The 15,369-nt window shown below is 57.9% G+C and carries 13 protein-coding genes; 8 read left to right on the top strand and 5 right to left on the bottom strand.

All coding sequences use genetic code 11. The features are described from left to right. Positions 1 to 2: 2 nt before the first annotated feature. Both gmhB and E3Z29_RS02565 read left to right on the top strand, forming a co-directional pair. On the top strand, positions 3 to 542 hold the full coding sequence (gene gmhB, locus E3Z29_RS02570; protein WP_167734075.1) for a D-glycero-beta-D-manno-heptose 1,7-bisphosphate 7-phosphatase: 540 nt from the start codon (positions 3 to 5) through the stop codon (positions 540 to 542). An 82-nt stretch (positions 543 to 624) separates the two neighbouring features. Beyond that, the gene (locus E3Z29_RS02565; protein ID WP_098966425.1) at positions 625 to 1,404 is read left to right on the top strand and encodes a 1-acyl-sn-glycerol-3-phosphate acyltransferase; all 780 of its coding nucleotides are present in this window, start codon (positions 625 to 627) and stop codon (positions 1,402 to 1,404) included. A 168-nt stretch (positions 1,405 to 1,572) separates the two neighbouring features. Here the strand turns inward: E3Z29_RS02565 and E3Z29_RS02560 are convergent, their stop codons facing one another. Beyond that, complete coding sequence (locus tag E3Z29_RS02560; RefSeq protein WP_134785068.1) at positions 1,573 to 3,105, bottom strand: HAMP domain-containing sensor histidine kinase; 1,533 nt, start codon at positions 3,103 to 3,105, stop codon at positions 1,573 to 1,575. Positions 3,106 to 3,273: 168 nt separating this feature from the next. On the opposite strand from E3Z29_RS02560, the gene E3Z29_RS02555 reads away from it, so the two are divergent. Further along, positions 3,274 to 3,993, top strand: a complete 720-nt coding sequence (locus tag E3Z29_RS02555) for a response regulator transcription factor (protein WP_134785067.1) — start codon at positions 3,274 to 3,276, stop codon at positions 3,991 to 3,993. A gap of 134 nt (positions 3,994 to 4,127) precedes the next feature. On the opposite strand, the gene gyrB is transcribed toward E3Z29_RS02555, so the two are convergent. Genes gyrB through dnaA form a run of 4 tightly spaced genes read right to left on the bottom strand, consistent with a single transcriptional unit; the run spans position 4,128 to position 10,335 of the window. Next, positions 4,128 to 6,545, bottom strand: coding sequence for a DNA topoisomerase (ATP-hydrolyzing) subunit B (gene gyrB / locus E3Z29_RS02550; RefSeq protein WP_007960764.1), 2,418 nt, complete (start codon positions 6,543 to 6,545; stop codon positions 4,128 to 4,130). A gap of 5 nt (positions 6,546 to 6,550) precedes the next feature. Next, entirely contained in the window at positions 6,551 to 7,654 is a 1,104-nt protein-coding gene (recF, locus tag E3Z29_RS02545) for a DNA replication/repair protein RecF (protein ID WP_003220208.1), read from the bottom strand. Positions 7,655 to 7,668: 14 nt separating this feature from the next. Then, positions 7,669 to 8,772: a DNA polymerase III subunit beta gene (dnaN, locus tag E3Z29_RS02540; protein WP_003220202.1), complete on the bottom strand. Its 1,104-nt coding sequence runs from the start codon at positions 8,770 to 8,772 to the stop codon at positions 7,669 to 7,671. Between the two features lie 39 nt (positions 8,773 to 8,811). Further along, the gene (gene dnaA, locus E3Z29_RS02535) at positions 8,812 to 10,335 is read right to left on the bottom strand and encodes a chromosomal replication initiator protein DnaA (protein WP_095139791.1); all 1,524 of its coding nucleotides are present in this window, start codon (positions 10,333 to 10,335) and stop codon (positions 8,812 to 8,814) included. Positions 10,336 to 10,901: 566 nt separating this feature from the next. Between dnaA and rpmH the strand changes: the two genes are divergently transcribed. From rpmH to mnmE, 5 genes are all read left to right on the top strand, one after another. After that, the gene (gene rpmH, locus E3Z29_RS02530; RefSeq protein ID WP_003213577.1) at positions 10,902 to 11,036 is read left to right on the top strand and encodes a 50S ribosomal protein L34; all 135 of its coding nucleotides are present in this window, start codon (positions 10,902 to 10,904) and stop codon (positions 11,034 to 11,036) included. A 16-nt stretch (positions 11,037 to 11,052) separates the two neighbouring features. Further along, complete coding sequence (rnpA, locus tag E3Z29_RS02525) at positions 11,053 to 11,454, top strand: ribonuclease P protein component (RefSeq protein WP_011336726.1); 402 nt, start codon at positions 11,053 to 11,055, stop codon at positions 11,452 to 11,454. Then, the gene (yidD, locus tag E3Z29_RS02520; RefSeq protein ID WP_080761984.1) at positions 11,447 to 11,692 is read left to right on the top strand and encodes a membrane protein insertion efficiency factor YidD; all 246 of its coding nucleotides are present in this window, start codon (positions 11,447 to 11,449) and stop codon (positions 11,690 to 11,692) included. Before rnpA ends, yidD begins: the two co-directional genes overlap by 8 nt. Before the next feature lie 2 nt (positions 11,693 to 11,694). Next, a complete protein-coding gene (gene yidC / locus E3Z29_RS02515; protein WP_134785066.1) occupies positions 11,695 to 13,377 on the top strand; it encodes a membrane protein insertase YidC in 1,683 nt (560 codons plus the stop codon). 81 nt (positions 13,378 to 13,458) lie between these two features. Further along, a complete protein-coding gene (mnmE, locus tag E3Z29_RS02510) occupies positions 13,459 to 14,829 on the top strand; it encodes a tRNA uridine-5-carboxymethylaminomethyl(34) synthesis GTPase MnmE (protein ID WP_134785065.1) in 1,371 nt (456 codons plus the stop codon). Positions 14,830 to 15,369: the final 540 nt, after the last annotated feature.

The raw sequence follows: 15,369 nt of genomic DNA, 5'->3' as shown, positions 1-15,369 counted from the left end.
GATTGCTGTTGAAACTGCTGATTCTCGATCGGGACGGAGTGATCAATTACGACTCCGACGCTTACATCAAGTCGGTGGAGGAGTGGATTCCACTGCCCGGCTCGATCGAGGCGATTGCGCAGTTGAGCAAGGCCGGCTGGACGGTGGCGGTCGCCACCAACCAGTCGGGCATTGCTCGCGGCTATTACGACCTTGCCACCCTCGACGCCATGCACACGCGCCTGCGCACGCTCGTGGCAGAGCAGGGCGGTGAAGTCGGGCTGATCGTGTACTGCCCGCATGGTCCGGACGAGGGTTGCGATTGCCGCAAGCCGAAGCCGGGGATGTTGCAAACCATCGCGGCGCATTACAACGTGGCGCTGACGAATGTCTGGTTCGTCGGCGACAGCCTTGGTGACCTGGAGGCCGCCAAAGCCGTCGATTCACAGCCCGTTTTGGTAAAGACCGGGAAAGGCGAAAAAACTCTGGGCAAGACCCTTCCGGTCGGCACCCTGATTTTTGACGATCTGGCGGCGATTGCCGCAGAACTTATCCACAACTAGAGTGCTTCTGAAGTTCCTGACCAGGGATTGATCGGGAGTGCGCTTGAACAGTCGGGCATTGCCCGTAACGGTAAACGTCGCCATGTCGATACTGCAGGCCATCAGAATTTTTCTCTTTTACCTGCTGCTGGGCACCACTGCCTTGCTGTGGTGCAGCCTGAGCTTTTTTATCGCGCCCTTTCTGCCGTTCAAGGCGCGCTATCGCTTCATCAACGTGTACTGGTGCCGTTGTGCCTTGTGGTTGACCAAGGTGTTTCTCGGCATTCGTTACGAGATCAAAGGCGCGGAAAACGTGCCGGACCGGCCCTGCGTGATTCAGTCGAACCACCAGAGCACTTGGGAGACGTTCTTTCTCTCTGCTTATTTCTCGCCCTTGAGCCAGGTGCTCAAGCGTGAATTGCTCTACGTACCGTTCTTCGGTTGGGCCATGGCCATGCTGCGGCCGATCGCGATTGACCGCGACAACCCGAAAGCGGCGCTCAAACAAGTCGCGGCCAAGGGCGATGAACTGCTCAAGGACAACGTCTGGGTCTTGATCTTCCCTGAAGGCACCCGGGTCCCCTACGGCACTGTCGGCAAGTTCTCGCGCAGTGGCAGCGCGTTGGCGGTAAATGCGGCGCTTCCGGTGCTGCCGATTGCACACAATGCCGGCAAGTTCTGGCCGAAAATCGGCTGGGGCAAGACGTCGGGTGTGATCACCGTGGTCATCGGCGAGCCGATGTATGCCGAAGGCACTGGTCCGCGCGCCATCGCCGAGCTGAACGACCGGGTACAGGCCTGGAACGAACAGACCCAGCGCGAAATGGGTTCGCTGCCACCAGCACCGCAGGCGCCTGCCGCGAATGATCAGGTGGCTGTCTGAGATTTTGTGGATAACCTGTGTACGGTTTTGTTGAAAAAGCCTGAATATTGAAAGTAACCAATTGATTTACTTATATATTTCTCAAGCTCATAAAACACCGTAAAAGGTGCATAAGTTTTTTTCGGAAGTAAAAAAACCGGCTGATATAGCCGGTTTTTTTGTGCCTGTTCACTCGCAGATAAGCGGTAACTGCAGCCGGAACGTGGTGCCTTGATCGACGATACTGTGGCACTCGATGTTACCGCCATGATGGTCGACTACTGCCTTGACCATCGACAGCCCCAACCCGACGCCATCAATCCCCTGCGCCGACGAAAAGCGCCGGTACTGGGTGAACAGATCCGGCAGCTCCTCGGCGGCAATGCCTTTGCCCTGATCGGTCAATTCACAGCATAGCCACTCACCCTGGCAACTGACGTTCAACTTGATCATGGTACCGACCGGGCTGTACTTGATGGCGTTCTCCAGCAGGTTGAACAAGGCGCGGGTCAGCAGGCCCTGGTCAGCGTTGATCAGACGCTCCTGGGATTGTTCGTCCATCGTGTGCAGCAGTTTGATGCTTTTCTGCTGAGCAATGGGCAGCGCTTGATCCAGTACGTCCAGCACCAGCATCGCGAACAGACTGGGCTGGAACTGATAAGCCTCGGACTCGGCTCGCGCCAGCAGAACAAAACCGTCAGTCAGATCGAGCGCCCGGCGTACCTGGCGCTCGATCTGCTCGAACAGCGGTGAATCCGCGCCGGCTTGATGGCGATGTACATCGAGCAGGGCCAAAATCGCCGAATGCGGGGCGCGCAGATCGTGGGAAAGGAACCGCAGCAAGACCCCACGCTGTTCTTCTGCGGCGCGTTCGGCGCTCAGATCGGTGAGGCTCAGCAGCCAGCCGATGGGAGTATCGCCATCCACCGGCAGCAAAGCCGCCCGTTCCAGACGCAAACTGCGTTCCTTGTGATCGCGAAACTCCAGCAGCGTCAGGTCCGACAGCGCCGGGCGTGGTTCTGTGGACAATTCCGGATAACCGAGGCGGGCCAGTTGCTCGAGAACATAGTCACCGACCAGCGGGTCATCGAACAATACCCGGGCCTTGCGGTTTCCCAGCAGAATCTGCCCCTTGGGATCGCTGATCAGCGTCGCCACCGGCAGGTATTCCAGACCGTCGGCAATGAAACGCCGGGTATCGCGGGTGCGGCTCATGGCTTGCTCCAGTGCCATGATCTGGCCCTGCAGCTGATCAGCGCTGGTGAATTGCGCACGGCGCCGCTCGGGAAATACTTTCGGCTCGCGGTCCAGTCGGGCCAGCTCCCAGCCAAAATACGTCAGCACCACACTCAGGCGCCGCCAGTTCCAGATCAGGTAGCCGAACAACATGCCCAGCGCCGCTGGAGTCGGTGACCACCAGTGTCGAACTTCCGCCAGCCCGGCGCTAGCCAGCAGCACACAAGCCACACCGCACGATGTCACCCAGATCGCCCAGCGCGGGCGCCACAGCAGCAATCCGAGTACGCAGGCTACCAGCCCTACCGAAAGCAACGCGCTCCACATCGGTACCACGTCGTGCAGATTGATCTGCGCGCGATACGACAACAAGGCAGTCAGCGGCAACAGCACTAGACTTATCCACAACCACTCACGCACCAGCCGTCGAAACAGACGCTGGACCTGACTTGGCTCGCGGCTTTCACGCCGACGCGGGCTATTCATGACAAACAGGGCAGGGGACAGTGAATGGTTTCATGGGCCACAGGTCTGAGGATGTAGATCCGAAGAATCATAGCGGACGTCGACCGATGGTGGACTGCTTACTTTTACCGCACAGGCCGAGCCTTCAGGGTTGCCGGCCACTGCTCAAGCAACAAGGAACCCACGCGTATGCGCGTTGCGATACTGGACGATGAACCCGCCGAACTGCGTCGGGTCGAGCAAACCCTGCAGCAGATGGCTGCGGAGGGAGACCAGCCTTGGTCGTTGCACAGCTTTGAACGGGGCGAGGACCTGTTGCGCCAATTGCGCCGGGACACCTTCGACCTGCTGATCCTCGACTGGCAACTGCCCGACCTGTCCGGCCTGGCACTCCTGCGCTGGACCCGCGAACACATGGAGGCGCCGCCCGCCGCAATCATGCTGACCAGCCGCGACGGCGAGAGCGATATCGTCCAGGCGCTGAACGCCGGTGCCGACGATTACGTCAGCAAACCGTTCCGCCCCAACGAGCTGAAAGCCCGAGTCGCCGCCGTACTGCGCCGGCACAGCCAGCAACGTAGCAGCGCTGCTGAAGTCCTGAGTTTCAATGACCTGACCTTCGACGACGCCGAACTGAGCGTCACCCGCGAGGGCAAGGCAGTGGTCATGACGGAGCGTGAATACCGCTTGGCGCGCTGCCTGTTCAGTAACTTGGGTCGGCCATTGTCGCGGGAGTACCTGTACGAACGCTTCTGGCCCCACGAAGAAGTGGCGTCGTCACGGCCGCTGGATACGCACATCTATCGCCTGCGCAACAAGCTGGGGCTGACGGCGGATCGGGGTTGGCAGTTGCTGACGATTTATGGGTATGGGTATCGGTTGGAGAGTGTGACGGTTGCATCCGAGTAAAAATCAAAAGATCGCGGCCTGCGGCAGCTCCTACCGGTAATCCATCTGGAGCTGCCGTAGGCTGCGATCTTTTGATCTGCCAATAAAAAGGCCAACGCATGAGCGTTGGCCTTTTTGTTTGCCGCCGAACAGGATCAGAAATCCAGGTTGGAAACCGCCAGAGCATTGCTCTCGATGAAGTCACGGCGAGGTTCGACCGCATCACCCATCAGGGTGTTGAAGATCTGGTCTGCGCCAATGGCGTCTTCGATGGTGACTTTCAGCATGCGGCGCACGCTTGGGTCCATGGTGGTTTCCCACAGCTGATCCGGGTTCATTTCGCCCAGACCTTTGTAGCGCTGGATGGTGTGGCGCTTGGTGCTTTCGGCCATCAGCCAGTCGAGGGCTTCCTTGAACTCGGTGACCGCTTTCTTGCGCTCGCCACGCTGGATGTACGCGCCTTCGTCGAGCAGGGTGCTCAGTTGAGCGCCGAGGGTGACGACGGTCTTGTAGTCGTTGCTGCCGAAGAAGTCGCGGTTGAAGGTGACGTAGTTCGACAGGCCGTGGGAGATCAGCTCGACCTCTGGCAGCCACACGCCACGTTCACGATCTTCACGCAGGCTGGCCTTGTAGACCAGACCCGACTTCTCGACGGTGCGCAGACGCACTTCGTACTGAGCCAGCCAGTCCTGCATCTTGGCGTGGTCGCCGAGCATTTCCAGGCTCACGGCCGGCAGGTAGATGAAGTGTTCGGTCAGTTCCTGCGGGTACAGGCGCGACAGACGCTTGAGGGTCTTCATCACCATGCGGAAGTCGTTCACCAGACGCTCGAGCGCTTCACCGGAAATGCCCGGAGCCTCTTCGTTCAGGTGCAGGCTCGCATCTTCCAGAGCCGACTGCGTCATGTACTCTTCCATGGCGTCGTCGTCTTTGATGTATTGCTCTTGCTTGCCTTTCTTGACCTTGTACAGCGGCGGCTGGGCGATGTAGATGTAGCCGCGCTCGATCAGTTCCGGCAACTGACGGAAGAAGAAGGTCAGCAGCAGGGTACGGATGTGCGAACCGTCGACGTCAGCATCGGTCATAATGATGATGTTGTGATAGCGCAGCTTGTCGATGTTGTACTCTTCGCGACCGATACCGCAGCCGAGTGCAGTGATCAGCGTGCCCACTTCCTGGGACGAGATCATCTTGTCGAAGCGTGCTTTCTCGACGTTGAGGATCTTGCCCTTCAGCGGCAGGATCGCCTGAGTCTTGCGGTTACGTCCCTGCTTGGCAGAGCCGCCCGCGGAGTCACCTTCCACGAGGTACAGTTCGGACAGCGCAGGATCTTTTTCCTGGCAGTCAGCGAGCTTGCCCGGCAGGCCGGCGATGTCCAACGCGCCTTTGCGGCGGGTCATCTCACGGGCCTTGCGTGCCGCTTCACGGGCACGCGCCGCGTCGATCATCTTGCCGACGACCAGCTTGGCTTCGTTCGGGTTTTCCAGCAGGAAGTCGGAGAAGTACTTGCCCATCTCCTGCTCGACCGCGGTCTTCACTTCGGAAGACACCAGTTTGTCTTTGGTCTGCGAGCTGAACTTCGGATCCGGCACTTTCACCGAGATGATCGCGGTCAGACCTTCGCGGGCATCGTCACCGGTGGTGGCGACTTTGTGCTTCTTCGCCAGACCTTCCTGCTCGATATAGTTGTTCAGGTTACGCGTCAGTGCGGAACGGAAACCCACCAGGTGAGTACCGCCGTCGCGCTGCGGAATGTTGTTGGTGAAGCACAACAGGTTCTCGTTGAAGCTGTCGTTCCATTGCAGGGCGATTTCCACGCCGATGCCGTCTTCACGCTGGATGTTGAAGTGGAACACCTGGTTGACCGCAGTCTTGTTGGTGTTCAGGTATTCAACGAACGCACGCAGGCCGCCTTCGTACTTGAACAGCTCTTCCTTGCCGCTGCGCTCGTCCTTGAGGACGATGCCGACACCGGAGTTGAGGAAGGACAGTTCACGAATGCGCTTGGCCAGGATGTCCCAGCTGAAGTGAATATTCTTGAAGGTTTCGCTGGAAGCCTTGAAGTGGATCTGGGTACCTGTGGTTTCACTGTCGCCAACGATCGCCATAGGAGCCTGAGGCACGCCGTGGACGTAGGTCTGTTCCCAGATCTTGCCGCTGCGGCGTACGGTCAGTACCAGCTCTTCGGACAGGGCGTTCACGACCGACACACCTACACCGTGCAGACCGCCGGATACCTTGTAGGAGTTATCGTCGAACTTACCGCCAGCGTGGAGGACGGTCATGATGACCTCGGCGGCGGAAACGCCTTCCTCTTTGTGCACGTCTACCGGGATGCCACGGCCGTTGTCTTTGACGGTGATGGACTCATCCGGGTGGATGATGATGCTGATGTCGTCGCAGTGGCCGGCGAGGGCTTCGTCGATCGAGTTGTCGACCACCTCGAACACCATGTGGTGCAGACCGCTGCCATCGTCGGTGTCACCAATGTACATACCGGGACGTTTGCGTACGGCATCCAGGCCTTTCAGCACTTTAATGCTCGTTGAGTCGTACGTATTTTCTTCGCTCAATGCCTTCACTCCCGATGGTCGTGGGTCTGGGTGATACGGCCCTGTTCCACGTGGAACAGAGCGACTGGCGTTTCCGTCTGCCAGCCTTCCCTCAATAATTCGTGATCTACACAGGTGATGAAAACCTGGCAGCGTAAGTCTTCCAGCAAGCGGCACAGCGCGCGACGGTGGCTCTCGTCCAGCTCGGACGGCAAGTCATCCACCAGATAAATACACTGGCCGCGTCGGGCCTGGCTCACCAGATGCCCCTGGGCAATTCGCAAGGCACAAACCACCAGCTTCTGCTGACCCCGGGACAAGATGTCCGCGGCGTTGTGTGCGCCCAATCTAAGGCGCAAGTCAGCGCGTTGCGGTCCGGCCTGGGTATGACCCATTTGCTGGTCCCGTTGCACGGAGCCAGCCAGTACGGCACTCAATTCCCGGTCCTTGTCCCAGCCTCGGTAATAGCTGAGCGTCAAACCTTCAAGCTCAACCAGTTCGCTCAAGGTTTGTTCAAAGACTGGCTTCAAGGCTTTGATGTAAGCGCGGCGGTATTCATCGATTTCAGCGCTGGCCTGGCACAGTTCCCTATCCCAAACCGCTTGCGAAACGGCGTCAAGTGTACCATGCCGCAGCCAGGAGTTTCTCTGGCGCAAGGCCTTCTGCAAACGCTGCCAGGTCGCCATGAAACGCGGTTCGACGTGGAACACGCCCCAATCGAGAAACTGCCGGCGAATCTTCGGCGCACCTTCGAGCAGGCGGAAGCTGTCGGGGTTGATCAGTTGCAATGGCAGGATCTCGGCCAGTTGCGCGGCACTGCGAGCGTTCTGCCCGTCGATGCGGATCTGGAACTCGCCCTGACGGTCGCGAGATATCCCCAACGCACTGTGACCACCCTCGGCCAATTCGACCTGACCGAACACGGTGCAGGCGAGTTGCTCGTACTGGATGACCGGCAACAGCCGCGTGCTACGAAACGAACGGGCAAGCCCCAGCAGATGAATGGCTTCCAGAACACTGGTTTTGCCGCTGCCGTTGGCGCCGTAAAGAATGTTGATGCGGGGGGAGGGGGAGAAGGTCACCGGGTGCAGATTACGCACCGCGGTGACCGAAACACGACTTAAGGACATCCAGAATCAGCTGATTACAGACGCATCGGCATGACAACATAAGCCGAGTCGTCATTGTCGGACTCTTGCACCAGCGCACTGCTGTTGGAGTCGGACAGGATCAGGCGAACCTGTTCGGTGGTCATCACGCCCAGCACGTCGAGCAGGTAGCTCACGTTGAAGCCGATTTCCAGCGAACCGCCGTTGTATTCAACGCCCACTTCTTCTTCCGCTTCTTCCTGCTCCGGGTTGTTGGCCTGGATCTTCAACTGACCATTGGCCAGTTGCAGACGGATGCCGCGGTACTTCTCGTTGGACAGAATCGCGGTACGGCTGAACGCTTCACGCAGGGCCTGACGATCGCCGAGTACCAGCTTGTCGCCACCCTTCGGCAGAACGCGCTCGTAATCCGGGAACTTGCCGTCGACCAACTTCGAGGTGAAGGTGAATTCGCCGGTGGTGGCGCGGATGTGGTGCTGACCCAGAACGATGCTGACGTTGCCATCCGGCTCGGTGAGCAGACGCGCCAGTTCCAGAATGCCTTTGCGTGGCACGATCACCTGGTGACGATCCGGCTGACCGATATCGGCCTGCATCGAGCACATGGCCAGACGGTGACCGTCGGTTGCCACGGCGCGGATCACACCGGCCGAGACTTCCAGCAGCATACCGTTGAGGTAGTAGCGCACATCCTGCTGGGCCATGGCGAAGCTGGTGCGTTCGATCAGGCGACGCAGTTTGCTCTGCTCCAGGCTGCAGGTCAGCGAACCCGGGCCTTCTTCAACCGTCGGGAAATCATTGGCGGGCAGGGTCGACAGGGTGAAACGGCTACGGCCGGCCTTCACGACCAGCTTCTGCTCGTCGACCTTGATGTCGATCAGCGCGTCGTTGGGCAGGCTCTTGCAGATGTCCATCAGCTTGCGCGCAGGCACGGTGATGGAGCCGGTTTCAGCCGGCTCTTCGAGTTGCACGCGACCGACCAGCTCGACTTCCAGATCGGTACCGGTCAGCGACAGTTGCTGGCCATCGACGACCAACAGCACGTTGGACAGTACCGGCAAGGTCTGTCGGCGCTCGACGACGCCTGCGACCAGTTGCAGGGGTTTCAACAGGGCTTCGCGTTGAATGGTGAAATGCATGGTCTAGTCCCTTGCCTTAATAAGCTGCGCTGGAGTTCATCAAGTGGTCAGTGTACGCAGCAGGTTCTTGTAGTCCTCGCGGATGTCCGCGTCGGATTCCTTAAGTTCGTTGATCTTGCGGCAGGCGTGCAACACCGTCGTGTGGTCGCGACCACCAAACACATCGCCGATTTCCGGCAGGCTGTGGTTGGTCAGCTCCTTGGACAGCGCCATGGCCACCTGACGCGGACGTGCCACCGAGCGCGAACGGCGCTTGGACAGCAGGTCGGAAATCTTGATCTTGTAGTACTCGGCGACAGTGCGCTGAATGTTATCCACAGAGACCAGTTTGTCCTGCAGTGCCAACAAGTCTTTCAGGGATTCGCGGATCAACTCGATGGTGATGTCGCGGCCCATGAAGTGCGAGTGGGCGATCACGCGTTTCAGCGCACCTTCCAGCTCACGGACGTTGGAACGAATTCGCTGGGCGATAAAGAACGCCGCATCGTGAGGCAACTCGACTTTGGCCTGGTCGGCCTTCTTCATCAAGATCGCCACACGGGTTTCCAGCTCCGGCGGCTCGACGGCAACCGTCAGGCCCCAACCGAAGCGGGATTTGAGGCGCTCTTCAAGGCCTTCGATTTCTTTCGGGTAGCGGTCACTGGTAAGAATGACCTGCTGGCCACCTTCAAGCAGGGCGTTGAAGGTGTGGAAAAACTCTTCCTGGGAACGCTCTTTACGGGCGAAGAACTGAATATCGTCGATCAGCAGAGCGTCCACCGAACGGTAGAAACGCTTGAACTCGTTGATCGCGTTCAGTTGCAGCGCCTTGACCATGTCGGCCACGAAGCGCTCGGAATGCAGGTACACAACCTTGGCATTCGGGTTCTTCTTTAATAAATGGTTACCCACTGCGTGCATCAAGTGAGTTTTACCCAGGCCGACGCCGCCATAAAGGAACAGCGGGTTGTAACCGTGCTTGGGATTGTCCGCCACCTGCCAGGCTGCCGCGCGGGCGAGCTGGTTGGACTTGCCTTCGACGAAATTCTCGAAGGTGAAGGTGCGGTTCAGGTAACTGGTGTGCTTGAGCGCGCCTTCGACCTGAACGGTGCGCTGTTCGGCGCGAACCGGGGCCTGTTGCGAGGCCGCACCGGCCATCGGGTCAAAGCTGTCGCGGGACGGCTCTTCACTGACTTCCTCGGTTTTCTGCGTCGAGCGCTTGGCCGGAGCTGCACTTGGAGCGGGTGCTGGCGCACTGGCCGGCACGGTATTGGCCTGAGCCTGGGACACCTGCGCAGCGGCCAACGGCGCGTTCGGCGCGGCACGCGGTGCCGAGCTGCGTTTGCTGCCTATTAATAAGGAAAGCGCTGGCGCCATGCCGTTGCCGTGCTCATCCAGCAGTTCAAGGACGCGACCGAGGTACTTTTCGTTGACCCAGTCCAGCACAAAACGGTTCGGTGCGTAGACGCGCAACTCGTCGCCTTCGGCTTCGACCTGTAGTGGACGGATCCAGGTGTTGAATTGTTGGGCAGGCAGCTCCTCGCGCAAAAGCTCCACGCACTGCTGCCAAAGTTCCACTGACACGGATATCCCCTAAGTTGAAAGCCGGTGAGGCAAAAACAAGCGGCCATTGTAGCGGCGAGCCGTCCACTTATCCACATGCAGGTTGTGTGGTGACCATGATTAATCAATGCGTTAACCGGTAAAAAGGCGACCAACGGTGTGTGCATAAGCTCTGTGGATAACCGCCTCTGAGGGCACTGGACAACTGGGGGTGGAACTCGGTGGATAACCAGCCTGTGGATAACAGGCCATTCCACACACAGGTTATCCGACAGCGCAGCACAGGCTGAACACGGTTTTCCACTGTAGTTGTCATTCTCTGTACATCACGCTCTACAAGGGCTGAAGGTGGTTATCCACAGAAGACGGCTGCCCTAGCTTTTACAAGCTTTACAGAAAAGCTTTAAATAATTCCCTTCTTTATTTTTATGTCTGGCAAACAGGATTTCGCTTCCGCAAGCTCCAGAGATCTATTTATAAGGAAACGTTGGTTGGAAATTGACCTGCGGGCTTGCTTTCTCTAGAATCCCCGGTCTCTTAAAACGGGGGCCATTCCGGCCCGTTGTGGACGAACCAGGTAACACGACATGAAACGTACTTTCCAACCAAGCACTATCAAACGCGCTCGTACCCACGGTTTCCGTGCTCGCATGGCTACCAAGAACGGTCGCGCTGTCCTGTCGCGTCGTCGCGCCAAAGGTCGTGCGCGTCTGGCAGTTTGATAATCCGGTACTGGAGGTGAGTCAGGACTTCAGTCGGGAAAAGCGTCTGCTTACCCCCCGGCATTTCAAGGCAGTCTTTGACTCCCCTACCGGCAAGGTTCCGGGGAAAAATCTCCTGCTCCTTGCGCGCAACAACGATCTTGATCACCCCCGTCTCGGGCTGGTTATCGGGAAAAAGAGCGTAAAGCTCTCCGTTGAGCGCAATCGCCTCAAACGTCTGATGCGCGAATCGTTCCGTCTGCACCAGGATTCTCTGGTCGGCTGGGATATCGTTATCGTCGCGCGCAAAGGTTTGGGCGACGTAGAAAACCCCGAATTGATTCAGCATTTCGGCAAACTCTGGAAGCGTCTGGCCCGTAACAAGCCAGTTCCAGCAGTCAAAACCGAAACTGTAGGGGTAGACAGTCCAGATGCGTAAACTGGCACTCGTTCCGATCCAGTTTTATCGCTACGCCATTAGTCCTTTGATGGCCAGTCACTGTCGTTTCTACCCCAGTTGTTCTTGCTACGCGTATGAAGCCATCGAAAATCATGGCCTTCTGCGCGGTGGCTGGCTGGCCTTTCGTCGTTTAGGTCGCTGTCATCCGTGGAATCCCGGTGGTTATGACCCGGTTCCACCTATCCCTACCTCCCGTTCTTCTTCGATGGCCGAGTAATCATGGATATCAAACGCACGATCCTGATCGTCGCCCTGGCAATCGTGTCCTACGTTATGGTTCTTAAATGGAACCAGGACTATGGCCAGGCTGCCCTGCCGACTCAGAATGTTGCTTCCAGTACGACTGCATCCGGTTTGCCGGACACCGTTCCTGGCAATAACGCTTCCGCCAGTGACGATATTCCGCGTGCCGCAAGCGACACCAGCGCACCTGTGGAAACCCCGGTCGCTGCCAGCAAGGATCTGATCCAGGTCAAAACCGACGTGCTCGATCTGGCGATCGATCCCCAGGGCGGTGACGTTGCTCAACTGACTTTGCCACTGTATCCACGTCGTCAGGATCGTCCTGATGTACCGTTCCAGCTGTTCGACAACGGCGGCGAACGTACTTATCTGGCACAAAGCGGCCTGATCGGCACCAACGGTCCGGACGCAAGCCCGGCCGGTCGTCCGGTTTACGCCTCGGAGAAGAAAAGTTATCAACTGACTGACGGTCAGGACCAATTGGTCGTCGACCTGAAGTTCAGCAAGGACGGCGTCAACTACATCAAGCGTTTCACCCTGAAACGCGGCCTGTATGACGTTACCGTGACCTACCTTGTGGATAACCAGAGCGCTCAGCCTTGGTCGGGTTCGATGTTCGCCCAACTGAAGCGCGACGCCAGTGCCGACCCTTCGTCGACCACTGCCACCGGCACCGCGACTTACCTGGGCGCCGCCCTGTGGACAAGTTCCGAGCCGTACAAGAAAGTGTCCATGAAAGACATGGACAAAGGTCAGCTCAAGGAAACCGTCACCGGTGGCTGGGTAGCCTGGCTGCAACACTACTTCGTGACTGCATGGGTTGCGCCGAAGGGCGAAAACAACATTGTTCAGACGCGTAAGGACAGCAAAGGCAACTACATCATCGGTTACACCGGTCCTTCGCTGACCGCTGCACCGGGTGCCAAAGTTGAAACCAGCGCCATTCTTTACGCCGGGCCGAAAAGCCAGGCCGTACTGAAACAGTTATCCCCAGGTCTGGAACTGACAGTCGACTACGGCATTCTGTGGTTCATCGCTCAGCCGATCTTCTGGTTGCTGCAACACATCCACGCGATCGTGGGTAACTGGGGCTGGTCGATTATCTTCCTGACCATGCTGATCAAGGGCATCTTCTTCCCGCTGTCGGCTGCCAGCTACAAATCCATGGCGCGCATGCGTGCCGTAGCACCGAAACTGGCTGCACTGAAAGAGCAACATGGCGATGACCGGCAGAAAATGTCGCAAGCCATGATGGAGCTGTACAAGAAAGAGAAGATCAATCCGCTGGGCGGCTGCTTGCCGATCCTCGTGCAGATGCCGGTTTTCCTTTCGCTGTACTGGGTTCTGCTGGAAAGCGTGGAAATGCGCCAAGCGCCATTCATGCTGTGGATCACTGACCTGTCGATCAAGGATCCGTTCTTCATCCTGCCGATCATCATGGGCGCGACCATGTTCATCCAGCAGCGTCTGAACCCGACTCCACCGGATCCGATGCAGGCGAAGGTCATGAAAATGATGCCAATCATCTTCACCTTCTTCTTCCTGTGGTTCCCGGCTGGTCTGGTGCTGTACTGGGTTGTGAACAACTGCCTGTCGATTGCCCAACAGTGGTACATCACGCGTAAGATCGAAGCGGCGACGAAAAAAGCCGAGGCGTAACTTACTCTGTGGATAACACCACTCAAAACGCCCCCTAGTGGGGCGTTTTGCTATCTGCCACTTTTGTCTGGATTCCGGTTTATGAGCGTACCTCGTGAAACCATCGCTGCTGTCGCCACCGCTCAAGGTCGCGGCGGTGTCGGCATCGTCCGTATTTCCGGGCCGTTGGCCAGCGTTGCAGCCAAAGCCATCAGCGGCCGTGAACTGAAACCGCGTTACGCGCATTACGGGCCGTTTTTCAGTGATGACCGGCAGGTGCTGGACGAAGGTCTGGCGCTATATTTCCCGGGCCCCAACTCGTTCACCGGCGAAGACGTGCTGGAACTGCAGGGACACGGTGGCCCGATCGTTCTCGACATGTTGCTCAAGCGTTGCCTGGAACTGGGTTGCCGTTTGGCCCGTCCGGGTGAATTCAGCGAGCGCGCGTTCCTCAACGACAAACTGGACCTGGCTCAGGCCGAGGCCATTGCCGACCTGATCGAAGCCAGTTCTGCACAGGCTGCACGCAATGCCTTGCGCTCCCTGCAGGGGGCGTTTTCCCAGCGTGTGCATAACCTCACCGAACAACTGATCGGCCTGCGCATCTACGTCGAAGCCGCCATCGACTTCCCGGAAGAGGAAATCGACTTCCTCGCCGATGGCCACGTGCTGAGCATGCTCGACAAGGTGCGCGATGAACTGTCCACAGTGCTTCGCGAGGCCGGGCAGGGGGCTTTGTTGCGTGACGGCATGACCGTGGTGATCGCCGGTCGGCCGAATGCCGGCAAGTCCAGTCTGTTGAATGCCCTGGCCGGCCGCGAAGCCGCGATCGTGACTGAAATTGCCGGCACCACCCGCGATATCCTGCGCGAACATATCCACATCGACGGCATGCCGCTGCATGTTGTCGATACGGCAGGTCTGCGTGATACCGATGATCAGGTGGAAAAGATCGGCGTCGAGCGTGCGTTGAAAGCGATCACTGAAGCGGATCGGGTGCTGCTGGTAGTCGATGCCACCGCGCCGGAAGCTGCAGACCCGTTTGCCCTTTGGCCGGAATTTCTCGAAACCCGTCCGGATCCGGCCAAAGTCACCTTGATTCGCAACAAGGCTGACCTGACGGGTGAAGCGATTGCCCTGGAAGTCAGCGACGATGGCCACGTGACCATCAGCCTCAGCGCCAAATCCGCCGGCGATGGTCTGGAGTTGCTGCGCGAACACCTCAAGGCCTGCATGGGCTATGAGCAAACCTCGGAAAGCAGCTTCAGTGCCCGTCGCCGTCATCTGGAGGCTCTGCGCCATGCCAGTGCTGCGCTGGAACATGGTCGCGCACAGCTGACGTTGGCCGGTGCCGGTGAACTGCTTGCCGAGGATTTACGTCAGGCCCAGCACTCTCTGGGAGAAATCACCGGGGCATTCAGCTCCGATGACCTGCTTGGCCGGATCTTCTCCAGCTTCTGCATCGGTAAATAACCCTTCTGCTGTTCACAGACAGGCCCGTTCGCGGCCTGTCTGCACTCCTCATTTCTCAATTCCTTTCTCCAGTGCCGGGCAGACTCTCTCGCCCTGGGCGGATTTCCCTTGCCCGCCAACCAATCATTCAGCTGATTTCTGTGGATTAAGCCCTGTGAATAACTGCCAATGAGGTCAGTTGATAACAGGGCGTGAAAACTGGATATAACTGCCTCTGTGGATAACCACCCCATTCATCCACAGGCTTAAACCGGTTATCCAAGGGCCTCCCGAGGACCTGATAACAGGGTTTTGAAACCCTGTACACATTGAATAATAAGGCCTGTAGCAATCTATCCACAGAAAGGTCGGTCAGTAAGAATAAGCATTAAAACAAAGGTTTTATAAATTTCTCTCTTTTTTATTCTTTTAACCTCGAGTTCTCCACAGCTGGTTAAATTTTGTGCAAAGGGTTCTTTAGGAAGGGCGAAGTCCCTATACTTGTCGACCAGGTCCAGAAACCTGATCTCAAACTATTCCTGAATACCTACTTAAGCAGGC

The sequence above is a fragment of the Pseudomonas sp. S150 genome (assembly GCF_004526365.1).
GTDB classification, from domain to species: Bacteria; Pseudomonadota; Gammaproteobacteria; order Pseudomonadales; family Pseudomonadaceae; genus Aquipseudomonas; species Aquipseudomonas putida_A.
Note: the sequence above shows the minus strand (reverse complement) of the source record. Positions and strands in the feature narration are given on the sequence as shown.